This is a genomic window from bacterium, from assembly GCA_035454885.1.
In the GTDB taxonomy this organism is placed as follows: domain Bacteria; phylum UBA10199; class UBA10199; order JACPAL01.
The window spans coordinates 1-22605 of the sequence record DATIGE010000060.1 but is presented as its reverse complement, the minus strand read 5'-3'; the positions used below and the strand labels follow the sequence as shown (position 1 = coordinate 22605).

The window sequence follows — 22605 nt, the reverse complement described above, 5'->3', positions numbered from 1 at the left end:
CTCAAACGACCCGGATTGGCAATACGGTCACCGAAAGCCCCGCGAATTGAAGCCGGCGCTGGATGGAGAAGGCCGTCTCATAGTGCAAAAAGCGGTGATAATATTTCTCGTTTTTAAAGATGAGCCGGCCGGCAAAGAAAGTGACGTTCGGAAACTCCTCCTTGACCTTCCGGCAAAGGCCCTCAAGTGCGCCGACCGCCTCCGTATCAACGGCCATCCGGTACTCGGCGGGCCATCCGTTTTCGCGGCACCACTCCACGTATTTTTCCAGATGATTTCTGGTTTCTTCCTCGGTTTTCAGGACGCCGTCGGCCCCCTTGAAACTCCCGGAGTCGAGGACTCCCACGGAGAGAAAGATGAAATTCTTGAAGTAACGCGGGAATTGAGTCTGGATCGAAAGAAGCTGGTGGATCCCGAAACCTGAGAATCCACCGACCATCACCCCCGCCGTCGGGGCCGTTTTGTCGATCTCCGGTGGATCCGCCGTCGGCTGTTCGTTCGGTTGAAAGGCGGCGATGGGAATGATCGCCAGGTCATCAAGTCGTTTCAGGCTGCTCCGGACGGATTGATAATGCCGGCGGGTCAGAAAACAGAGGGCAATCACGGCGCTGGTGATGAGGGAGGTCATCCACCCTCCTTCGGCGAACTTTTCGTACAAGGTGACGCTTAAGATGCAGAGGCACATGACGAGACCGGTGCCGTGAATGGCCAGCTGGCTCTTCCACCGCGGCTCTTTGAGCCTCTCCGCGATCCAATGGCCGGCCATGCCCAATTCCGTCAGAACAAAAGTGATGAAGACGTTGATGGAGTACATGACGACCAGCATCGTGATGTTGCCGCGCGTGTAGATCAAGGTTCCGATCGCGGCCGCCCCCATCAAATAGATGCCGTTTTTGGTGACGAGCCGGTCCGAGAACTGGGCGAAATGCCGAGGCACCCATGAATCCAAGGCCATGTTGGCCAGAACGCGGGGACCGTCGATGAAGCCGGTCTGAGCCGCCATGAAAAGGAGGGCCGCTTCCGCAACGAGGGTCACGATGACCAGCGCATGGCCGATGCCGAAACCGTCCAGAGTCCAATGCCCAAAGAGATTTCCGGCGAGGACGGCGTTCATCGTTTTCCCCGCGACGGGAACCGAGTTGGTCAGGAGATAAGCAAAGAGGATGCCGCCCGCCGTGAAGGCGAGCGAAGTGGCCATGAGAAACATCGTCCTCTTTCCGGTCTGGACGCGGGGCTCGCGGAGGGTCGCGACTCCGTTCGAAACCGCCTCGATCCCGGTATAGGTACCGCCGCCCATCGAGTAGGCGCGCAATAAAATCAGGGCAATGGGGAGGAATCCGAACGCCTTGACCGATTCGTGAAAATCGGCGGAGGCCCCCTGAAAGAGCGAAGGAAGGGCCGTCGCATGGCTGCCCACGGCGTAGAGGATGAGGAAGACGTGGGTGACGACGAAGAGCAGGAAGACCGGCGCGATCGTCATGACCGATTCCTTGATCCCGCGCAGGTTCATGAGGACCAGAACCATGAGCGCGGCGACCTCGGCTGCGAGCTTGTAGGGCCCGAAGCTGGCCGGCAAGAATGACCACAGGGCGTCGCAGCCCGAAGCGATCGAAACGGAGATGGTCAGGAAGTAGTCGACAAGCAGGGCGCAACCCGAAACAACGCCGGCCTTTTCGCCCAATAGCTTTGTCGCGACCAGATAGCCGCCACCGCCGCCGGGAAAGTGCTGGATCAGGTTGGAATAGGCGATTGAGATCACGAAGATCGTGGTGGCGGTCATGACGACCAGGATGATGGCTAAATGGCCGTGCGGACCCAGCGCCTTATAGGCCTCTTCCGGTCCATAGGCCGAGGAAGAAAGGCCGTCGCAGCCCAGGCCCACCCAGGCCAAAAAGGCGGCCAGCGAAAGTTTGTGGCTCAGCGAGGGATCGTGAAGGTCTCTCGCCGGCCCCAGAAGAATGCGTCGGAGCCGTCCCATCAGTTGAAATACCGATCCGCGATCCTGACCGTGACCCAGCCCAGGAAGAAGGCCGAAAATAGCGCAAGGGCCAGGGTCCATTCGTTGATGCAGAGGGTCTCCTTGACGGAATGGATGCCTCCCAGGAGCTGCAGCGGAACTGCGATGAGGAATGGTTTGCGCATAACGCCTCCGATCTACTCGAAGGATAACGGCGCACCCGGCCGCTTTCCTGTTAAGAAGGGGTCCTTCGGAATGAAAAAGGGGTTAAGGGCAGAAAGTCGTTTTAAATCGATGACTTATCCGTTTTTCAGGTGCTCGTCGCTGTGGCCGGGGCGTCCAGCACCCGGATCGGCAGGACGATCACGGGAAGCCCCGCGAACTGGAGGCGGCGCTGGATCGAGAACGCGGTCTCATAGTGGAGGAAGCGCTGAAAATACTTCTCATTCTGGAAGATGAGTTTTCCTGAGAAGAAGGTTGTCCGCGGAAACTCCTCCTTGACCTGACGGCAGAGTTTCTCCAGGGCGTTGACGGTTTCTGTGTCGACCGCCATCCGGTAATCCGCAGCCCAGCCGTTTTGACGGCACCAGGCGACGTATTGCTCCAGATGGGACCTCGTCTCCTCCTCCGTCTTTTTCACCCCCTCGGCCCCCTTGAAGGTGCCCGAATCGAGGACACCCACGGAGATGAAGATGAAATTCCGAAAATAGTCAGGAAACTGCATCTGGATCGACATGATCTGGTGGAGACCGAAACCCGAGAATCCCCCGACCATCACGGCCGCGGTCGGTGCGTTCTTGTCGATTCGCTCGCGCGGGCTAAGCCCGTCGCTCGCTTGAATCGGGGGAGATCCTGCTCTCCCCCGATGGCCCCCATCGACGTGTGGAACGATCGGCACCGTCGTCAACAAGTCGTCCAGGCGCCTCAGGTTTTCGCGCACGGCCCGGTAGTGACGCCGGATCAGGAAGCAGAGGGCGATGATCGTGCAGGTGATGACCGCCGTCATCCACCCGCCTTCGGCGAATTTTTCATAGAGCGTGACGCCCAGGATGCATAGGCACATCACGAGACCGACGCCGTTGACCGCGAGCTGTTTCTTCCATTTGAGCTCGATGCGTCTCTCCTGGATCCAATGCACGGCCATGCCCAACTGGCTCAGGACGAAGGTGATGAAGACGTTGATGGAATACATGACGACCAGCGTGGTGATGTGACCCTTCGTGTAAAGGAGGGTCGCCGCCGCCGCCGCGCCCATCAGATAGACGCCGTTCTTGGTCACCAGGCGGTCCGAGAGCTGGGCGAAATGGCGCGGAACCCAGTTGTCGAGAGCCATGTTGGCCAAAACGCGCGGGCCGTCCAGAAAGCCGGTCTGAGCCGCCATGAAGAGGAGGGCCGCCTCCGACATGAGGGTGACGATCACCAGCGCCTTGCCGATGCCGAAACCGCCCAAGGTCCAATGTCCGAAGAGATTTCCGACCATCACGGCATTCATGGTCTTGCCCTCGGCCGGCGTTGAGTTGGTCAACAGATAGGCGAACAGGATGCCTCCCGCCGTGAAGGCGAGCGAAGCGGCCATCAGAAACATCGTCTTCTTGCCGGTCTGAACGCGCGGCTCGCGGAGGGTCGCGACTCCGTTCGAGACCGCCTCGATGCCGGTGTAGGTGCCGCCGCCCATCGAATAGGCGCGGAGGAGCACGAGAAGGACCGGAAGGAAGCCCAACGACGAGACCGATTCGTGAAGATCGGAGGCGGCATCCTGGAAAACCGCGGGCAGAGCGGTGAGATGGCCGCCGATTGCGTAGAGGATCAAGAAGACATGCATGACGACAAAGAGGATAAAAATCGGCGCGACCACCGTCACGGATTCGCGAACACCCCTCAAATTCATGATCACGAGGAGGACCAGGGCCGCCATTTCGGCCATGAGCTTGAATTCGCCCCACCCCGCCGGAAAAAAGGACCAGAGGGCGTCGCAACCGGCCGCGACGGAAACGGAGATCGTCAGGAAATAGTCGACCAGAAGCGCGCAACCCGAAACGACGCCCGCCTTTTCGCCCAAAAGCTTCGTGGCGACCAGATAACCGCCGCCGCCGCCCGGAAAATATTGGATCAGGGTGGAGTAGGAAATTGAGATCACGAAGATCGTGACCGCCGTCATCACGACCAGGAGGATGGCGAGGTGCGAATGGGCGCCCAGGGCGCGGAAGGCCTCTTCGGGACCGTAGGCGGACGAGGAAAGGCCGTCGCAGCCCAGGCCCACCCAGGCGAGGAAGGCGGCCAGCGAGATCTTATGACTCAACGAAGGGTCGTTGAGGTCCCGTGCCGGTCCCAGAAGTATGCGTCGGAGGCGTCCCATGGTCGAGGGTGGCGTCCTATAAAGGACAGTCTACCCTGAGGGGAGTTAAGTTTTTGTTAAGTTTTCCCAAAAGGCGAAAAAGCGAGTCGCGTCGCGATCTTTTCACCTGATCGTCACCGCATTTTCATTTCCTGAAGGTAGGAATGGCTCCGGTAAGGGGGTGACCATGACCCAAAAAATCCTCGTCATCGACGACGACCCGGACGTGCTGGAGCTACTCGAATACAACCTCAAGAAGGCAGGGTATCAGGTGGTCACCGCCCCCTCGGGGCTAAACGCCATGTGGGGACTCGAGGAGGATGCGCGGCCGGACGTGATCCTGCTGGACCTCATGATGCCGACCCTCGACGGCTACGAGCTCTGCCGCTACCTCAAATCCTCCGACGACTTTAAGGATGTCCCCGTCATCATCGTCTCCGCCAAGGGGAGCCGCGAGGACATCGAGAAAGGTCTCGCCCTCGGCGCCAACCGTTACCTGCCGAAATCCTCCTTCACCATCGAATCCCTCCTCAAGGAAGTCAGGGATGTCCTCTAGAAAAAACCCGTTTACACAAAAGTCACATAGAGCGCATGAAGGCGTCCCATCGGCGTCGATCTTAATTAAGGGACTCGTCGTGGCCCTTCATACCGGGATCTCCTGCGGGCGGTAGTCCCTGCTCCTCAGCCAGAGGGCGACATTCACCAACCCGATGAGCACCGGTACTTCGACAAGCGGTCCGATAACGGCGGCGAGAGCGGCACCATGTTGTATGCCGAAGGTGGCCACGGCGACGGCGATGGCCAGCTCGAAGTTGTTCGAGGCCGCAGTGAACGAGAGTGTGGCCGCTCGTTCATATGTCGCATCTACTTTCTTGCTCATGAAGAATGAGATAAAGAACATCAGCACGAAGTAGATGAGCAATGGAATCGCGATCCGCACGACATCCAGCGGGAGTTGGACGATCTTCTCACCCTTGAGCGAGAACATCACCACGATGGTGAAGAGCAGCGCGACAAGCGTCATTGGGCTGATCTTAGGAATGAACTTGGTATGGAACCACTCCTTGGTCTTGAGATGGATCAGCGAGAACCTCGTGATCACACCGGCGATGAACGGAATGCCGAGGTAGATGAACACGCTCTTGGCGATCTCTCCAATGGTGATATTGACGGCCACGCCCGGCAGGCCCAACCGGGTTGGCAAAATGGTGATGAAGACGTAGGCATAGACCGAGTAAAGCAGCACCTGAAAGATTGAGTTCAAGGCCACAAGCCCCGCGCAATATTCCGTGTCGCCCTTGGCCAGATCATTCCAGACGATGACCATGGCAATGCAGCGGGCGAGACCAATCAGGATGAGCCCCACCATGTACTCTGGTTTGTCGTGCAGGAAGAGGACGGCCAAACCGAACATCAGAATCGGCCCCACAACCCAGTTCTGAATCAGAGAAAGTCCCAGAACCTTGAAGTTCTTGAAGACGGGCCCCATCTCCTCATAGCGAACCTTGGCCAGAGGAGGGTACATCATCAGGATCAATCCGATGGCGATCGGGATGGAAGTCGTCCCAACATTGAACTGATTGATGAACGGAACCACTCCGGGAAAGAGATAACCGACACCAACCCCGAGGGCCATCGCAAGGAAGATCCACAGCGTCAGGTAACGGTCCAGAAACGAGAGCTTTCTCGGAGTGTTTTCCATTGTCTTCCGCACCGCCGACTTGCACAAAGCGACTTTCGCATCCAGTCGATCGCCTCACGAACGACGACAGGCGACTGCTTGCCCGGCAGTGTGTAGAAAATCCACCTATTTTTGGATGGCGAGCCTAACAGTTTCCCTCCCCGCTATTGAGACGGCACAATCATCAGGCAACGTTACCTCTCCCTCCTCAGAGAAGTCCGCGAAGTCCTGTAAAAAAAGTTTCAAGTCACTCAAAAGTCACATAGGACTCATCAACGTGTCACGGGGCCGCCCCAAGTTGCCGTCCAATTTTGAAGCAACAAAATCCTATTCAAGGAGGAAATATGACGAAGAAGAAAAAGCTGACCGCGATCCTGTTCGCAGCCGCGGTCTGCCTCGGCGCCATGGGGGCCGCCGGACCGCTCCGGGCCGAGGAAGAGGGCGGCATGAGGGCCGTCTATAAGGTGGGGGATGGGACCAAGATCGGCGACGGCGATAATATGATCCATCTCCAAGGGCGGGTTCAGGCGCGGTTCACTTACGATGGCCTCGAAGCGGCGGCCGACAAGGACACCTGGGCGATCCAGCGCGGCAAGATCAAGATCGAGGGGTTCACTCTCAAGAAAAAGCTGAAGTTCGGTTTTCAAATGAACCTGTCCACGCGCGGCCGGGCCTCGACCGCGGACGTCTGCACGAACGCCGATTGCACGGAGACGGCAAAGGCCGTGACGGGCGAGAGCACGACGGGCCTGGCGACGTTGGAAGATTACTACGTCGATTACGTGCCTTATGACTTTTTTGCCGTGAAGGTCGGTCAGTACAAGACGCCGTTCTTGATGCAGGAGCTCACCTCGTCGGGCAAGCAGCAGTTCGTCGACCGGTCGCTCTCGACGGGCCATTTCAACCTTTCCCGCGACATCGGGCTCACCTTTCACGGCGACGCCTGGGATCGCGGCCTCAACTACAGCGTCTTCTTCATGAACGGCGACGGAATCAACCAGATCAACCGGAACCAGTCGTTCATGGCGGGCGTCCGTTTCGAGATGCCGATACTAGGAGAATACAAGGCCTCTGAATCCGACACCGATGATTCGCAGGAGCATAACCTGGGTGTCGGCGTGGCTTACGCCTTCAATGAGCTGGGCAACGCCTTCGTGAACGGCACGGTGCCCGCAGGGGCGAAGTTGAGCCTCGGGACCCTGGACGTGGGTTACAAGTATAAGGGATTTTCCTTCCAGGGCGCCGGGATGATCTCCAGATCGCACGACCTCCTGAAAATCACCAATCTGGGCTGGAACGCGCAGGTGGGCTACTTCATCGTCCCGAAACTCTTCGAAGTCGCGCTGCGCCAGGCCGGGACCGTCTTCTCAAATGGCATTCCCAATCAATACGAGAACGCGGTGGCGCTCAACTATTTCATCAAGGGGCATGGCATCAAGATCCAGACGGATTACGCCCTTTTGATGAATCCGCGGGGGCTCAATCTGAACGACCACCGGATCCGGACCCAGCTTCAGGTGGTTTTCTAATCTTTTCAATAATGTCACCAAAATGTCACACAAATGAGATTACATTCATTGCCGATGTGACGAAGGAGTATGTATGAAGAGCAAGTCCAAAAAAATCATGACCGGCCTGGCGGTCATTTCCTGCCTCTTGGCAGGCATGGTTACTGCGAGCGCGGAAGTCAATCTGAACGGCGCGGGCGCGACGTTCCCGTACCCGATCTACTCGAAGTGGTTCTCCGAGTATAACAAGATGCACCCGGACATTAAGATCAACTATCAGTCCATCGGTTCGGGCGGAGGCGTGAAGCAGTTTACGGAGAAGACGGTCGATTTCGGGGCCTCCGACGCCCCTCTGTCGGACTATGAGTTGAGCCTGGTCAAGCAGCCGTCCACCCATATCCCCACCGTCTTGGGCGCGGTCGTGCTTTCCTACAATCTCCCGGAGATCGGAAATGATCTGAAGCTCACGGGGCCTGTGATTGCCGATATCTTTCTCGGAAACCTCACGAAATGGAACGATCCTAAACTGGCGGCTCTCAATCCGGGGATGAAGCTGCCGGATACGGCGATCGTTGTCGCGCACCGGACGGACGGCAGCGGCACAACCTACGTCTTCACGGACTATCTCTCCAAGGTGAGCCCTGCCTGGAAAGGAAAGGTCGGAACGGGCAAGTCGGTCAGTTGGCCCGCGGGTTTGGGAGGCAAAGGCAATGAAGGCGTGACCGGTCTCATCAAGCAAATGCCGGGTTCGATCGGTTTCATCGAATTAGGATATGCGATGCAGAACAAACTGCCGTACGCGAGCGTTCAGAACAAGGCCGGGACCTTCGTGATGCCTTCGATCGAGTCCGTCTCGGCATCGGCGGCCGGGGTGAAGATGCCGGCCGATTACCGCGTATCGATTACGGATCCGGAAGGTAAAGACGCCTATCCCATCAGCTCCTTCACGTATCTGCTGGTTTATAAAAAGACCGATGATGCGGCCAAGGGAAAAGCCCTGGTGGATTTCCTGAAATGGGCGATCAACGACGGCGAAAAATTGGCTCCCGCCCTTTATTATTCACCGCTCCCCGAATCCGTGAAGACTCAAGTTAACAAGACAATCTCTCAGATTACGGTGGCTCCGTAGGGCGGGTGCATGAAAGGCGATCGGATCTTTGAAGGAGGCACCCGTTTTTTCGCGATCCTTCTGATCCTGATCGTCGGACTGATCGGACTCTTGTTGTTTAAGGAATCGCTGCCGGCCATACGCAAGTTTGGCTGGCAGTTTCCTTTTCGGAGCGTCTGGGATCCGGTGGCCGAGGACTTCGGGGCGCTTCCGTTTATTTACGGGACGGTTGTTTCCTCGATGCTTGCTCTGCTGATTGCGGTTCCCTTGAGCCTGGGCGTGGCGATCTTTCTTTCGGAACTCGCCCCGCCCTATTTGAGGACGCCCGTGGCTTTTCTTATCGAGCTTCTGGCGGCGATTCCGTCCATCATTTACGGACTTTGGGGCCTCTTTTTCCTCGTTCCGTGGTTGAGAACGAGCGTGGAGCCGTTTCTTATCAAATGGTTCGGTTTATTGCCGTTTTTCCAGGGCCCGCCATACGGCATCGGCATGCTGGCGGCCGGCGTCATCTTGTCGATCATGATCATCCCCATCATTTCTTCCATTTCACGGGAGGTGCTCTTGGCAGTGCCCAATGATCAGCGCGAGGGCGCGCTTGCTCTTGGCGCCACGCGATGGGAAACCACACGGATGGCTGTGCTCCGTTTTGGAAAGCCGGGTCTCTTGGGGGCGATCTTTCTGGGACTCGGACGCGCCATGGGTGAGACCATGGCGGTGACGATGGTGATCGGAAACCGGCCGGAGATCTCGTTCTCGCTCTTGGCGCCCGGCCATACGATGGCGTCGGTGATTGCCAATGAATTTACGGAGGCGTCGGGCGAGGTCTATCTCTCTTCGCTCATGGGAGTCGGCTTGGCGCTATTTGCGGTAACGCTCGTGGTCAACGCGGGAGCGAGAGCCTTGGTCTGGAAGGTTGGCGGAAAGGCGGGGCGAACATGATGTCCCGCGATTCAAGACGCCATTGGGTCAACCGCATCATGCTGGGGCTCAGCCTGGCCGCGGCCTTGGTGTCCATGTTGCCCCTCTTCCTCATTTTCTTTCACATCTTGTCGCACGGCTTGGGTTCTCTCAATTGGGATTTCTTCACCCACATGCCCCAGCCGGTGGGAGAGACGGGCGGTGGTTTTGCCAATGCGATCATGGGAAGCCTGATTCTGCTCGTTCTGGCCTGTGCATTCGGCCTTCCGATCGGAATCTTCGGCGGGATCTATCTGTCGGAATATGGAGGGCGGAAGGCGGCGGAGGCGGTGCGGTTCGCCTCCGACTTGTTGAACGGAACGCCCTCGATCGTCGTCGGCATGTTCGCCTATACGATCTTGGTCCGGCCCATGCATCATTTCTCCGCCCTGGCGGGCGGGGCGGCGCTGGGCATCATCATGATTCCCACCATCCTGTCGACGACCGAAACGATGATGCGCATGGTGCCGCGCGCCCTGCGTGAAGGGGCGCTGGCGCTGGGGCTGCCTTACTGGAAGACTTTGGTGTACGTGGTGCTCAAGGCCGCGCGTGGTGGAATCGTTACGGGCATTCTGCTCGCCGTGGCCCGCATCGCCGGTGAAACCGCGCCGCTTCTCTTCACCGCTCTCGGAAACCAGTTTTGGAGCACGGATTTAAAACAGCCGATTGCGGCGTTGCCGCTTCAGATCTTTACCTACGCCATCAGTCCCTACGACGATTGGCACCAGCAGGCCTGGGCGGGGGCGACGGTCTTGATTGCGCTCGTGCTCCTGCTCAATATCGTGTCGCGGCTCTTCATCCGGAACCGGCTTGCGGGGAAACGCTCATGAAGATTCAGGTTGAAAAGGTCAGCGCTTGGTATGGAGATCATAAGGCGGTGAACGCCGTCGACCTTTCCATCGAGGAGAAGACGGTCACGGCCGTCATAGGGCCTTCGGGCTGCGGCAAGTCGACGCTGCTCCGTTGTTTGAACCGCATGCACGAAGTGGACCCGCGCGCGAAGGTCGAAGGCCGTATCCTCTTGGACGGCAAGGATGTCCTGAAGGAGGACCCGGTCAAACTCAGGCGCCGGGTCGGGATGATCTTTCAAAAGCCGAACCCATTCCCGACGATGTCGATCCTGGACAACGTGGTGGCGGGCCTGCGGTTGAATGGCACGCGCGACCGGTCGCGCCTGGAGGAGGTCGCCATCGATTGCCTGAAGAAGTCCGCGCTGTGGGAGGAAGTGAAGGACAGCCTGGCTCATTCCGGCATGAGCCTCTCCGGCGGGCAGCAGCAGCGGCTCTGCATCGCCCGGGCCCTGGCGGTCAATCCCGAGGTTCTCCTGATGGACGAGCCGTGCTCGGCCCTGGATCCCATTTCGACAGCGCGGATCGAGGAATTGATCCACGAACTCCGGTCGAAATACACGATCGTCATCGTCACCCACAACATGCAGCAGGCCGCGCGCGTCTCTGACTGTACGGCCTTCCTGTACATGGGGGATTTGGTCGAATGGGGCGAGACCGAGATGATCTTCACAAATCCGAAAGAAAAACGAACCGAGGATTACATCACCGGAAGGTTTGGATAATACGATTCGATCTTGAATTTGAGAGGTGCTCATCATGAAACAACACACCGACAAACAGTATGATGAAGAGTTGAGGCAGCTTAAGGAAAAAATCCTCGAGGCGGGCGGGAACGTCGAGGAGATGATCACCCGCTCGATGAGGGCCCTCACAGAGCGCGATTCCAAGACGGCCGAGGACGTCATCCGGCGTGATTTCGAGGTCAACCGCCTGGAGATCGAGATCGACGACCTGTGCCTGAAACTCCTGGCCCTCCGCCAGCCGGCGGCCTCGGACCTGCGCTTCATCACCATCGGGCTGCGCGCCTCCAAGGACCTCGAGCGCATGGGCGATTTGGCGGTGAACATCGCCGAGCAGGCCATCGCCTTGAACCGCGAGCCTCAGTTGAAACCCTATTCGGACCTTCCCAAAATGGCGGTGAAGGCGCAGGGGATGGTGCAAGAGGCCCTCGACGCCTTCGTGAAGCAGGACGTCGACATGGCCCAGAAGGTCTGCGAGATGGACGACGACGTCGACTCCCTGGAGCACAGCATCTTTCAGGAGCTGATCGGCATGATGGGAAAGGACCCGAAGGCGGCCGAGCGGGGGACACGATTGATCCTCGTGGCCCAGCAGCTGGAGAGAATTGCCGACCACGCCACGAACATCGCCGAGGAAGTCATCTTCATGGTCCAGGGCCGCGACATCCGCCACGGCGGACGCAAGACCGCCGGTTAGGGCCCGTCACTCCGTTTTCACGTTGACGTCACGCGAAGTTTGCCGTTAGAGAGACCCGCGAACACCAAGAGGGCGTCTCACCCTTGGATCTGGAGGTGGTCGACGTGGGTCTCTTTCCCAAAACTCCGAAGTTCTTCGATCTTTTCGAAAAGGCGGCGAACACGATCCTGCATGGGGCCCGTCTTCTCGATGATTTCTTCTCCAGCGGCGACGGCCTGGAAAAAAAGCTCAAGGCCATCGAGGACTGCGAGCACGACGGCGACCAGATCACGCACGACACGGTGGAGATGCTGAACAAGACGTTCATCACGCCGATCGACCGCGAGGACATCCACGGGCTGATCACGGAAATGGACGATATCCTGGACCTGATCTACGGGACCGCCAACCGCGTGGTCCTCTACAAGGTGCCGCCCGCCGGCCCGGACATGAAGAAGGTCGTGGAAATCCTCGTGAGGGCCGTTGAGGAGGTCTCGAAGGCGGTCTTGAGGCTCCGCGACATGGCGAAGAAGCCCGAGCTCATCCTCGCCCAGTGCATCGAGATCAACCGGCTGGAGAACGAGGCCGACGAGGCCCTCCGGCGCGCCATCTCGAACCTCTTCGAGCGCGAGAAGGACGCGATCAAGCTGATCAAGGAGAAGGAGATCCTCGAGACGCTGGAAAACGCCACCGACCGCTGCGAGGATGTCGCCAACACGCTCGAAGGAATCGTTCTGAAGAATGCCTGATCCCCATTCCCTTGCGGTCGTCGCGTTCGTCGTCCTGGTGGCGCTCGCCTTCGATTTCATCAACGGCTTCCACGATGCCGCCAATTCCGTCGCGACCATCGTCTCCACCCGGGTCTTGAGCCCCCGCTGGGCGGTCGTGTGGGCCGCCTTCTTCAACTTTGTCGCCCTTTTCGTCTTCAACGTGCACGTCGCCACGACCATCGGCAAAGGGACGGTCGATCCGGCCGTCATGTCCGTGGCGACGGTCTTCGCCGCGCTCCTGGGAGCGATCATCTGGGATTTGCTCACGTGGTGGTGGGGGTTGCCCACGTCGAGTTCGCATGCGCTGGTGGGCGGTTTCGTCGGGGCGGCGGTGACCAAGGCGGGTTTTGGGTCGCTGGTGACCTCGGGACTCTACAAGATCCTCGTTTTTATCGTCGTGTCGCCCGTGATGGGCTTGATCCTCGGCTTCATCATCATGACGATCATCATTTGGCTCTTCCGCGACTCCTCGCCGTCGCGGGTGGACAAGCATTTCCGCAAACTTCAGTTGGTTTCTGCGAGCCTCTACAGCCTGGGTCACGGGGGCAATGACGCCCAAAAGACCATGGGCATCATCGCGGTGCTTCTGTTTTCGACCGGTCATTTGGGGGCGGCTTTCTACGTGCCGGTCTGGGTCATCGTCTGCTGCCACGCGGCCATCGCCGCCGGGACGATGTTCGGAGGATGGCGGATCGTGAAGACGATGGGCATGAAGCTGACGAAGCTCCAGCCGGTCGGCGGCTTCGCCGCGGAGACGGCGGCGGCCTCGACGCTCTTTCTCGCGACTTTCATGGGCATTCCGGTCAGCACCACGCACACGATCACGGGATCGATCATGGGGGTCGGCGCGACCCGTCGCCTTTCCGCGGTCCGCTGGGGGATCGTCAACCGCATCATCGCGGCCTGGATCTTCACGATTCCCGCCTCCGCCGCCATCGCCTCGCTCGCCTACCTTGCGATCAAAGCGATTGCATATTTGGCGGCCTGAGATCATTCTCCGCGGCCATGAGCATCAGCTACATTCTCGTTCTTTTTCTCACTCAAATGGCCGTGGGCATGGTCGTGTCCGTGGCTTTGCTGCCGCCCAAGGCGGTGGATCCCCGGTTCTACGGGTCGATCGGCTTCTGGTCCGCGCTTTTCACGGCGGTCGCGCTTTTTGTCCGTCACCGCTCCACGCTGACCCTGTCCGGCATCTTCGGCGGCGGGGCTCCCGCCACTGTTTCCGAGGCCTGGGTCTTCGCCGCATTCTACGTCTTTCTGGGCCTGTGCGTGTTCTTGTGGCTTCGCATGCGGTTTGGCGAACGGTCGCCCTCGCGGCCGGAGCTCGTCCTGATTGCGGCGGCGGGGCTGGCGGCCGTCTCCATGGATTCGCTGCTCTTCCGGGCGGCCCTGTCCCCGGTGTGGGCCCAGAACGTCCTCCTGCCCATGAACTTCATTACGACGGCGCTGGTCTTGGGAGGATTCCTGGCCGGGATGATGTTCGGACACCATTACCTCATGAACACGGACATGCCCAAGAAGCTGCTGGTCTCCATGGCGTGGATCCTGATCGCCGTCATCGCTCTGCGGATCGCCGCCGTGGGCTCCACCCTCTTGATCTTCAAGGAAGTGATCCGGCCGGACGTCGACTTCTTGACGGCGCTTGTGTCCTTTCAGGGGCACGGCATATTCTTCTGGCAGAGGGTCTTGGTGGGCCTTCTCATCCCGGCGGTCGTCGTGGGGATGATCTGGGGGACGGCGCGGATCGGGTCGAACCAATCGGCGACGGGGATCATGTACGTGGCGATCGCTTTCGTGTTCATCGGGGAGCTGGCGGCGAGGTATCTGTTCTTCCTTTCGGCGATCCCATTATAAACCATGCCCGAAAAGATCATTGCAACAGGCCCCGGGGAAACGATCGACCTCTGCCTCTCCTGCGGCGCCAAGGACCTTTACCTCCAAAAGGACTTCCCCCGGAAGATCGCGATCCCCATCGTGGTCGTCGCCGCGATCCTGGTGCCCTGGACCTACGGGGCCTCCCTCATTGTCGCCGCGATCATCGATTTCATCATCTACCGCCGGACCCAATGGATGACCGTCTGCTACAAGTGCCGGGCCGAATACCGGGGATTCACGCCCAACCCCGCCCACAAAGAGTTTGACCGTCATTTGGATGAATTGTATCGATACGGCTCTTAAGGAGCGTACTACATGACCCAGATCCGCATTGCCCACAGCCCCGACGCCGACGACGCGTTCATGTTCTATGCCCTCCTACAGGGCAGGATCGACCGGCCGGAGGGGCTCGAGTTTGTCGACGTCCAGGAGGATATCGAGAGCCTGAATCAGAAGGCGATGACGGGGACTTACGAGGTCACGGCGGTGTCGTTCCACGTCTATCCCTACATCGCGGACAAGTATTACCTCCTGACGACGGGCGCCTGTTTCGGGGACCAGTACGGCCCCATCGTCGTCTCGTCCAAGGTCCTCAAGCCCAAGCAGATCCTGAAAATGCGGGTCGGCATCCCCGGCAAGATGACGAGCGCCTTCCTGGCCCTGAAGCTCTACGAGCACCACGTGGCGGGCGAGGGAAAATCCGGCATCTGCTACAGCCAGCACCCCTTCGACAAGATCCTGGAAGAGGTCGCGGAGAAGAAGATCGACGCGGGTCTCATCATCCACGAGGGGCAGCTGACATTCGGGGAAAAGGGGCTGCACAAGGTGGTCGACCTGGGCGAGTGGTGGCACAAGGAGACGGGGCATCCGCTTCCGCTGGGGGGCATTGCGGTCCGGCGTGATTTGGACCCTTCCGTCCTCAAGACGGTGGCGGAGCTGATTCAAAAGAGCATCGAGTACGGCCTGGAGCACCGGGAGGAGTCGTTGGCCCATGCGCTGCCGTTCGCCCGCGGGATGGATGCCGAGAAGGCGCAGAAGTTCATCGACATGTACGTGAACAATTGGACGATCGACTTCGGACGGTCCGGTTTCAAGGCGATCAAGGCCTTCCTGGACCGGGGTTATCGCGAAGGCATTCTGAAGGAACCGGTGGACTTGGACGGTTGCGTCTACGACGTGAAGAGGGGCCGCGTCAGGGGAGGCGGGGCGGAGGCGGTCGAGGAAGCGCCGCGCGGATCGGCGGAGGGAACCGCGGAATCAACGGCGCCCGTGACCGATGAGAACACCCTTCCGATGACGGAGGAGCCACCGTCCTCAGAGGAATCCAGGTAGGGGCTTGAGGCCTCAAGCCCCTACGAAGCCTTTTTCGCCTTCTCTTGCTGCGCGATGGCCTTGAGTTCTTTCCCCCGATGCCGGAAGAGACGATCGGTGACGGTGTTCTTGAGAAGGCTCAAGTCCTCCCCCGCAATCAACTGGCGCCCCAACTCCTTGAGAAAAACGACCTGTTCCTCCCATGGCAGGGCGTAGATGCGGTCCAGCACGAGATAGGCGTCCGGCGTCTGCTGGAGCTTGTGGCCGGCGATGAGGATCTGGTCCTTGGGGATCAAACCGTCCTCGCGGACTTCGCGTAGGAACCGGCTTTTCAGCTTTTCATGGAGGTTGAGCGCCTTGACGAGACCGTCGTTGATCCCGTTCTGAAGGCGGTCCACCAGGTCGAGGTATTTTTGCTGTTCCGGAGTTTCCGCCAGGGCCCCCGCCGGCTTTTCCAGTCCGTCCGCCTCGTCCGGCATGAGCGTCAGGATGTCCCCCACGGTGAATTTGACCGTCTGCTCCGTCTGAACCTTGAAGGAGCCTTTGGGAACGAGGTTCGCGGTGCCGTCGATGCCGATGAAGACGAGGTGGACCGGATAGTTTCGTCCGCTCTCCCGCCCCGCCATGAGCGTGTCGATGGCGAGAAAGGCGCAGCCTTTCTTGAGATGGCCCAGGTTCTCCTTGAGCGACTTGGCGGTGCCGGTGGTGTAAAAGCCGGCGTCGCGGCGCTCGCCTTCGGGCCCGTAATTTCCCACGGCCCGTGTTCCCTGCGGGTACATGGCGATCTCGATATCCTTGTCGACGAGCTTTCGGCAGGCGTCCAGGACGGCGTCCTTTCCCTTGCCCTTGCGGTCGACGAAGACCATGTCGTTGGCCTCGATGAGCTTTCCGATGCCCAATCCGCTGTAGACGTACTTGTTGTCGACGAAATGGTCCTTGGCGGCCATGTAACGCGGACGAATGCGCCTGCCGCCAGCCAGGTGCGTGGAGCTCAGGCCGAAAAAATTGAAGACGAAGTCCAGATGCGACTTGTGGTTGAAGACGAGGACGATTTTCCCCGAGAGATTGTGGAACTTCTCGACGCCCTCCACGGCCATGCGCGCCTGGAAGATCTGCAACATGCGCGAACCCCAGAGCGAGGCCATGACATCGAAGACCTCGCGCCCGTACTCGCGTCCGATGGTTTCGAGGGCCTTGTAGGCGCTTCGCGCGAAGATCGCGGTGTCGTAAAAGCCCTTCATGAGAAGCCAGTGGCTTTGGCGGGAGGGTTTTCCCGTATGGTAGGAAATGTCCGTCGGATTCACCGTGCGCGCGGCACGCGTGGGAACGGGAACGTTGGAGGGGCCGATCCGGCGGTAATAATGCTCGAAGAATTCCTGCGGATGGACCAGGGGATTGACCCGCATGAACTCGGTCATCTGAAGACCCGCGGCGACGTGGCGCTTGTAGGTCCAAATCGAGAGGAGGGCGAAGGTGCCGTGGTAGAACATGGAGAGAAAGCGGTGCGCCCGGGTTTCGTGGCTTCCGAACAGCATGAGGGTGAGGTCGACGCCGAAGGCGGCCATCATGTAGACCCCCACCGTGTAGTCTCGGAGGTGGCCGAAGGCGTACTCGGCCTTGCCGGCGAAGAGATTCAGCCGGTCGAGGTCGACGATCGAGCCGATCCGATGCCGGTCCCGCCAGCCCCGGTAGCGCGTCTCGACGGATTTGACCCATCGGTAAAAACGGTCCTCGGGAAGGAGCCGCCGCAGGCTGTCGCCGACGGACCACACGGCCTTGGCGCGCCGCCTCATGGCGGCCAGGGTGCCGATGATCGGGACCAAGTACATCACGACCGCCAACCAGGGGATGAGGTCTCGGACCATGGGGTCCTTTTACCGCCGGGGGTGGGTGAGAGGCAAGAGGGCAGTCCTTGCCCCTTTCGGTGGTTTCGGACAAGACTATCGGAATGAACCGTCTCGCTGCCGAAAAAAGCCCGTACCTGCTCCAACATGCCGGAAATCCCGTCGACTGGTATCCGTGGGGCCCCGAGGCCTTCGAAAAGGCACGGCGGGAGGACAAGCCCATCTTCCTCTCCATCGGCTACTCCACCTGCCACTGGTGCCACGTCATGGAACGCGAGTCGTTCGAGAACGAAGACATCGCCCGGGTGATGAACGAGCACTTCGTGAGCATCAAGGTGGACCGGGAGGAGCGCCCGGACGTCGACCAGATCTACATGAATGCCGTGCAGGGGATGACCGGCTCGGGCGGCTGGCCTCTCTCGGCCTTTCTGACGCACGACCTGGAGCCGTTCTGGGGAGGGACCTATTTCCCTCCCGAGAGCCGCTGGGGGCGGCCGGGGTTCAAGGACATCCTCTTGGAGATCTCCAAGCTCTGGAAGTCGGACCGCAAAAAGATCGCGGAGTCCGGCAGGGAAGTGGGCGACGCCCTCAAGGCGACGGGGAGGAGCTCCGCTTCGGGGCGCATGCTCTCGGAGGAGACCCTCCGCCGGGCCTACACGGCGCTGAAAGACGTCTATGACCCGCGCGACGGCGGATTCGGAGGCGCCCCCAAATTTCCCCGGAGCGAGACGATCTCGCTCCTCTTCCGCATCCACCGGAGGACCGGCGAGGCGAAGGCCCTCTCCATGGGGACCTTCACGCTGGAACGGATGGCCCGGGGAGGCATCTATGACCATCTGGGCGGGGGCTTTCACCGGTATTCCACCGACGGCCAGTGGCTCGTGCCGCACTTCGAAAAGATGCTCTATGACAACGCCCTCCTCGCCCGGACCTATCTCGAAGCCTATCAAATCGATCAAAATCCGATGTGGGCGGGTGTGGCGCGCGAGACGCTCGACTATGCGCTCCGCGACATGACGTCACCGGAAGGCGGCTTCTACTCGGCGGAGGACGCCGACAGCGAGGGCGAAGAAGGCAAATTCTACGTTTGGACGGAAGACGAGATCAAGGGCCTGCTGACCGCCGATGAATTCCAAAACGTCAGGGACCTGCTTCAGGTCACGCCCCGCGGCAACTTCTCCGCCGAAGGCGGAGGCAAGACGATCCTGACCTTCAAGGAGGGGGCGCCTTGGGCCTTGCGCTCCGAAACGCCCCTGTCGTGCGCGATGGGAAAGCTCTTCGCCGCCCGCAGAAAACGAGTCCCGCCCTCCAAGGACGACAAGGTCATCGCGTCGTGGAACGGGCTCATGATCGGGTCGTTGGCCTACGCCGCCCAGGTCCTGGGGGAGGAGAGGTATCTCATCGCCGCCCGGAAGGCGGCGGACTTTCTGCTGACGAGGATGTGGGACGGGAAGGCCCTCAACCGCCGCTACCGGGACGGCGACGTGCGCTTTGACGGCTCGCTGGACGACTATGCGTTTGTCATCTGGGGGCTGATCGACCTGTACGAGACGGATTTCGATGACCGTTGGTTCCGAGCCGCCCTTGAATTGCAGAAAAAATCCGATGAGCTTTTCTGGGACGCTAAGGACGGGGGTTATTTCTTCACCGCCGCCGGTGATCCCTCGCTCATCGCCCGGTCCAAGGACATCTACGACGGCGCCGTCCCTTCCGGGAACTCCGTCGCCGCCCTGAACCTGCTTCGTCTTTATGGATTTACGCTCGACCGTTCGTTTCAGGACAAGGCCGAGGCCCTCGTGAAGGCGTTTTCGGAGTTCGTGTCGTCCCACCCCCAGGCGTCGCCGGCCCTCCTCATGGCCGTGGACTACGCGACCGACGCGTCGAAGGAGATCGTCGTGGCGGGAAAGGCGGAGGATCCGGCCCGCAACGCCATGATCGGCGAAATCCATCGTCTTTTCCTGCCGAACAAGGTGCTGGCGGCCGGCGGGGTCTCGCCGCTGGCCCAAGGCAAGGGGCCGATTCAAGGCCGGGCCGCCGTTTATCTTTGTGAGGCCCACGCCTGCCGGAAGCCGGCGACGGACCTGGCGGACGTGCTGCCCGCCCTCAAGTCCGCGAAGATCTACCGATTGTACTGATTATCTCTTCTCGAGCTCGACGTCGTATTTTTTCTTGTCCTTCCCCTCGAGGATGATCTCGCGTTCCCACTCGTCGTAGCCTTCGAGCTGGAGACGGATGGTGTGCGGTTTGTCGCGCGGGACCTTGCGGATGGTGAGGGGGGTGCGGGCCTTGATCTTGTCCCCGTCCAGGTACACGGTGGCGCGCGGCGGATAGCTATTGATGAAGATCTCTCCGAATGCGCTGCCGAGTTGGATCGTTCCCAGCGACTTCGTCTCGCCCGCCTTGAGGGTGATGCGGGTGGTCTGGCGGACGAATCCCTCCTTGAGCAGCGTCACCGGCACGTACCCGGCCGGTACGCGGGCGTTTTGGAGGGGGGTGACGCCCTGATACTCCGAATCGACGTACACCTCGGCACCGCGGGGTTCGGAATCCACCGAGAGGGTCGCCCAGTCCCTTTTTGATTCGGACCGGGCCGTCATCGAAAACGAGAGTGAGACAGAGACGAGGAAGAAGGTAGACAGGATTCTTGGGCGCACGATGAACGCCTCCCGCGTGTAAGGATTTGACTACAGGGCTACACAAAAATAATACAAGACTTTAGCCCAGTACCGATTACGTCGGTATCATACGGCTCTGGGGGAACAAAGTCCAAACCATGGATGCGATCACCCTCCATTCGGTCTGCAAGTCCTACAAGGCGGTGAGCGCCTTGGACGGCGTGTCTCTTGGGATCGCGGAAGGCGAGTTTTTCGGCCTGCTCGGTCCCAATGGGGCCGGGAAGACCACGCTCATCAAGGTCATTGTCGGCTTGGCGCGGACGGACTCGGGCGAGGCTTTTGTTTTCGGAAAGAACGTCCGCGAGGATCCCATGGCGGCCAAGGCGGCGATCGGTCTGTCGCCCCAGGAGCCCAACATCGACCGCTACTTCACCGTCCGCAGGACCTTGGAATTTCAAGGCGGGTACTTCGGACTGACCCGCAAGGATCGCCGCCGCCGCGCGGGCGAGCTCCTGGAACAATTCGGACTCGGCGACAAGGCGGAGGTGGAATACTGGAAGCTCTCCGGAGGCATGCAGAGGAGGGTCCTCATCGCCCGATCGCTCATGACCTATCCGAGAATCCTCATCCTGGACGAGCCCACCGCGGGCGTCGACGTCGAGCAGCGCCACGAGCTTTGGGAGTACCTGCGGAGCTTGAGCCGCAGCCGCACGACGATCATCCTGACCACGCATTATATCGACGAGGCCGAGGCCCTTTGCGGCCGGGTCGGCGTCATCGAAGGAGGGAGGATCGTCGAGATCGGGGCGCCGGAGGAGCTCATCGCGCGCCATTGTGAGCGTTACTTCGACGTGAACGGCGAAAAGAAGGCAAGGCTCGAGGGGTTCGGCGTGGACGACGTCGACGTCCATCGGGGCAGCCTTGAAGAGGTTTTTCTAAAACTGACCGGGAAATCCATTCATGTCGATGAATCCCGATCCTAGACCGTCCGGACTGACAGGGTTCCTGACGCTCATCGAGCGCGAATACTACCGCTTTGCCCGTTTGGCCGCCCAGACGATCGCGCCGCCCGTCATCATGACGGGTCTTTTCGTCGTCATCTTCGGCTACTCCCTGGGTGGACGGATCGAATCCATCTCGGGCGTTTCCTACATCCTCTACATCTTGCCCGGTCTGGCGGGGATGGGGGCGATCACCAACTCGTATTCCAACAGCTCGACCTCGCTGTACATGGCGAGGATCGACCGCTCGATCGAGAACATCCTCGTGGCGCCTCTGACGCCCCTCAAGATCGTCGCGGCCTTCGTGATCGGCGGCGTGACGCGCGGGCTGGTGGTGGGGACCGTGACGGTGGCCGTGGCGGTCCTGCTGACGGATCTGACGATCGGTCACATGGGTTGGGGGCTGCTCGTTCTGACGCTGATTTCGGCGATCTTCTCGTCCTTGGGGGTGATCTCGGCCCTGTGGGCGGAGGACTGGGACCACCTGGCCACCTTCTCGAACTTCGTCATCACGCCGTTCGTCTACCTCGGCGGCGTCTTCTATTCGGTGACGATGCTCCCGGGGGTCTGGAAAAAAGTCTCCTATGCCAACCCCATGTTCTATTTCATCGATGCCTTCCGGTGGGCGGTTTTGGGGCGGGGAGACCTTTGCCCTTGGCTTTCGATCGGCGTGACGGTCTTTTTCGCCTTCGGACTCCTGTCCGTGGCCGTCCTCCTTTTCCGCTCAGGCTACAAACTCGTCGTCTAGTCGTCGTATTCCACTGTGAACACTTTGTCTGGGAGGACGGGCTTTCCCGGCAACTTTCGGGAGTTCCCGTCGAACAGGTTTCCGGAGTCTCATCCCCCATGACAACAACGCTTAAGGACCAAGCACAACGCATCCTGGACATCGGTGGCCTTTCGCCCAGCGAGATAGAAATCGTGTCCTGCGACGCGAAAGATCCCGCCCGAACCGACGACGACGCCTGCGTCGTCAAGGAAAAGGACGCGACGCGGGAGGTTGCCGTCGATCAGCTCTTCTCCCTGTCGAACCTGCGGAACCTCGAACGGGGAACGCCCCGGGAAAGCGACAGCAAGAATTATTACTTCCGCCTCGATCCCAACTTGGTGCTCGTCCGCCAGGGGTCCGAGACCGACGCCGGGTTCATGGACGATGGCATCCTCTATCGCGCACCGGGGACTCTTGAATGGCAAAGGCTGGATTACCGGCAGATCGAGGCCACTCCGGCCGTGAAGGCGGCGATCCTTCCCATCCTCAGGAGAACGGTTCAATCCCGGGAGGAATTCGACCGCTTGAACGCCGGCGCGCGTCCTGATGCCCGCGTCGATTACGACTCGGCTCGTACGAAATCCGTGTTCTGGCTCATCAATCTCGC

Annotated in this window: 22 protein-coding genes; 16 read left to right on the top strand and 6 right to left on the bottom strand. The window is 60.0% G+C overall.

Going from position 1 to position 22605, the window contains the following annotated elements; all coding sequences use genetic code 11:
- Position 1 precedes the first annotated feature (1 nt).
- The 3 genes from VLJ37_10295 to VLJ37_10285 all read right to left on the bottom strand — a co-directional run bounded on the left by VLJ37_10295 (position 2) and on the right by VLJ37_10285 (position 4313).
- Positions 2 to 1978, bottom strand: a complete 1977-nt coding sequence (locus tag VLJ37_10295; protein ID HSA60060.1) for an APC family permease — start codon at positions 1976 to 1978, stop codon at positions 2 to 4.
- Entirely contained in the window at positions 1978 to 2142 is a 165-nt protein-coding gene (locus VLJ37_10290) for a hypothetical protein (protein ID HSA60059.1), read from the bottom strand. Before VLJ37_10290 ends, VLJ37_10295 begins: the two co-directional genes overlap by 1 nt.
- Positions 2143 to 2267: 125 nt before the next feature.
- A complete protein-coding gene (locus VLJ37_10285) occupies positions 2268 to 4313 on the bottom strand; it encodes an APC family permease (protein HSA60058.1) in 2046 nt (681 codons plus the stop codon).
- Between the two features lie 166 nt (positions 4314 to 4479).
- On the opposite strand from VLJ37_10285, the gene VLJ37_10280 reads away from it, so the two are divergent.
- Positions 4480 to 4848, top strand: a complete 369-nt coding sequence (locus VLJ37_10280) for a response regulator (GenBank protein ID HSA60057.1) — start codon at positions 4480 to 4482, stop codon at positions 4846 to 4848.
- A gap of 87 nt (positions 4849 to 4935) precedes the next feature.
- Here the strand turns inward: VLJ37_10280 and arsB are convergent, their stop codons facing one another.
- Entirely contained in the window at positions 4936 to 5994 is a 1059-nt protein-coding gene (arsB, locus tag VLJ37_10275) for an ACR3 family arsenite efflux transporter (GenBank protein ID HSA60056.1), read from the bottom strand.
- A gap of 323 nt (positions 5995 to 6317) precedes the next feature.
- Between arsB and VLJ37_10270 the strand changes: the two genes are divergently transcribed.
- The 11 genes from VLJ37_10270 to VLJ37_10220 all read left to right on the top strand — a co-directional run bounded on the left by VLJ37_10270 (position 6318) and on the right by VLJ37_10220 (position 15790).
- The gene (locus tag VLJ37_10270) at positions 6318 to 7502 is read left to right on the top strand and encodes a porin (protein HSA60055.1); all 1185 of its coding nucleotides are present in this window, start codon (positions 6318 to 6320) and stop codon (positions 7500 to 7502) included.
- Between the two features lie 73 nt (positions 7503 to 7575).
- On the top strand, positions 7576 to 8610 hold the full coding sequence (gene pstS / locus VLJ37_10265) for a phosphate ABC transporter substrate-binding protein PstS (protein HSA60054.1): 1035 nt from the start codon (positions 7576 to 7578) through the stop codon (positions 8608 to 8610).
- Positions 8611 to 8619: 9 nt separating this feature from the next.
- Entirely contained in the window at positions 8620 to 9528 is a 909-nt protein-coding gene (gene pstC / locus VLJ37_10260; GenBank protein ID HSA60053.1) for a phosphate ABC transporter permease subunit PstC, read from the top strand.
- Positions 9525 to 10376 carry a phosphate ABC transporter permease PstA gene (pstA, locus tag VLJ37_10255; GenBank protein HSA60052.1) on the top strand — a complete coding sequence of 284 codons (852 nt, stop codon included), beginning with the start codon at positions 9525 to 9527 and terminating at the stop codon, positions 10374 to 10376. Before pstC ends, pstA begins: the two co-directional genes overlap by 4 nt.
- Positions 10373 to 11119 (top strand): phosphate ABC transporter ATP-binding protein PstB, encoded by a 747-nt coding sequence (pstB, locus tag VLJ37_10250; protein HSA60051.1) that lies wholly within the window; start codon positions 10373 to 10375, stop codon positions 11117 to 11119. Before pstA ends, pstB begins: the two co-directional genes overlap by 4 nt.
- Before the next feature lie 31 nt (positions 11120 to 11150).
- Positions 11151 to 11834, top strand: a complete 684-nt coding sequence (gene phoU / locus VLJ37_10245) for a phosphate signaling complex protein PhoU (GenBank protein HSA60050.1) — start codon at positions 11151 to 11153, stop codon at positions 11832 to 11834.
- 83 nt (positions 11835 to 11917) lie between these two features.
- On the top strand, positions 11918 to 12562 hold the full coding sequence (locus VLJ37_10240) for a DUF47 domain-containing protein (GenBank protein HSA60049.1): 645 nt from the start codon (positions 11918 to 11920) through the stop codon (positions 12560 to 12562).
- Positions 12555 to 13571 carry an inorganic phosphate transporter gene (locus VLJ37_10235; GenBank protein ID HSA60048.1) on the top strand — a complete coding sequence of 339 codons (1017 nt, stop codon included), beginning with the start codon at positions 12555 to 12557 and terminating at the stop codon, positions 13569 to 13571. The genes VLJ37_10240 and VLJ37_10235 overlap by 8 nt, the downstream gene beginning before the upstream one ends.
- A gap of 17 nt (positions 13572 to 13588) precedes the next feature.
- Positions 13589 to 14437: a hypothetical protein gene (locus VLJ37_10230; GenBank protein HSA60047.1), complete on the top strand. Its 849-nt coding sequence runs from the start codon at positions 13589 to 13591 to the stop codon at positions 14435 to 14437.
- A gap of 3 nt (positions 14438 to 14440) precedes the next feature.
- Positions 14441 to 14761 carry a hypothetical protein gene (locus tag VLJ37_10225; GenBank protein HSA60046.1) on the top strand — a complete coding sequence of 107 codons (321 nt, stop codon included), beginning with the start codon at positions 14441 to 14443 and terminating at the stop codon, positions 14759 to 14761.
- Between the two features lie 12 nt (positions 14762 to 14773).
- A complete protein-coding gene (locus VLJ37_10220) occupies positions 14774 to 15790 on the top strand; it encodes an MqnA/MqnD/SBP family protein (protein HSA60045.1) in 1017 nt (338 codons plus the stop codon).
- 20 nt (positions 15791 to 15810) lie between these two features.
- Here the strand turns inward: VLJ37_10220 and VLJ37_10215 are convergent, their stop codons facing one another.
- Entirely contained in the window at positions 15811 to 17634 is a 1824-nt protein-coding gene (locus VLJ37_10215) for a lysophospholipid acyltransferase family protein (protein HSA60044.1), read from the bottom strand.
- Positions 17635 to 17717: 83 nt separating this feature from the next.
- Here VLJ37_10215 and VLJ37_10210 point away from each other — a divergent pair, with 83 nt between their 5' ends.
- Positions 17718 to 19748, top strand: a complete 2031-nt coding sequence (locus VLJ37_10210) for a thioredoxin domain-containing protein (GenBank protein ID HSA60043.1) — start codon at positions 17718 to 17720, stop codon at positions 19746 to 19748.
- Here VLJ37_10210 and VLJ37_10205 read toward each other — a convergent pair whose 3' ends face one another.
- Positions 19749 to 20267 carry a PEGA domain-containing protein gene (locus VLJ37_10205; protein HSA60042.1) on the bottom strand — a complete coding sequence of 173 codons (519 nt, stop codon included), beginning with the start codon at positions 20265 to 20267 and terminating at the stop codon, positions 19749 to 19751.
- Between the two features lie 119 nt (positions 20268 to 20386).
- On the opposite strand from VLJ37_10205, the gene VLJ37_10200 reads away from it, so the two are divergent.
- The 3 genes from VLJ37_10200 to VLJ37_10190 all read left to right on the top strand — a co-directional run.
- Entirely contained in the window at positions 20387 to 21211 is an 825-nt protein-coding gene (locus tag VLJ37_10200; GenBank protein ID HSA60041.1) for an ABC transporter ATP-binding protein, read from the top strand.
- Positions 21189 to 21977 carry an ABC transporter permease gene (locus VLJ37_10195; protein HSA60040.1) on the top strand — a complete coding sequence of 263 codons (789 nt, stop codon included), beginning with the start codon at positions 21189 to 21191 and terminating at the stop codon, positions 21975 to 21977. Before VLJ37_10200 ends, VLJ37_10195 begins: the two co-directional genes overlap by 23 nt.
- Before the next feature lie 98 nt (positions 21978 to 22075).
- Positions 22076 to 22605, top strand: a 530-nt coding sequence (locus tag VLJ37_10190) for a hypothetical protein (GenBank protein HSA60039.1), incomplete at its 3' end; no start/stop codon positions are given.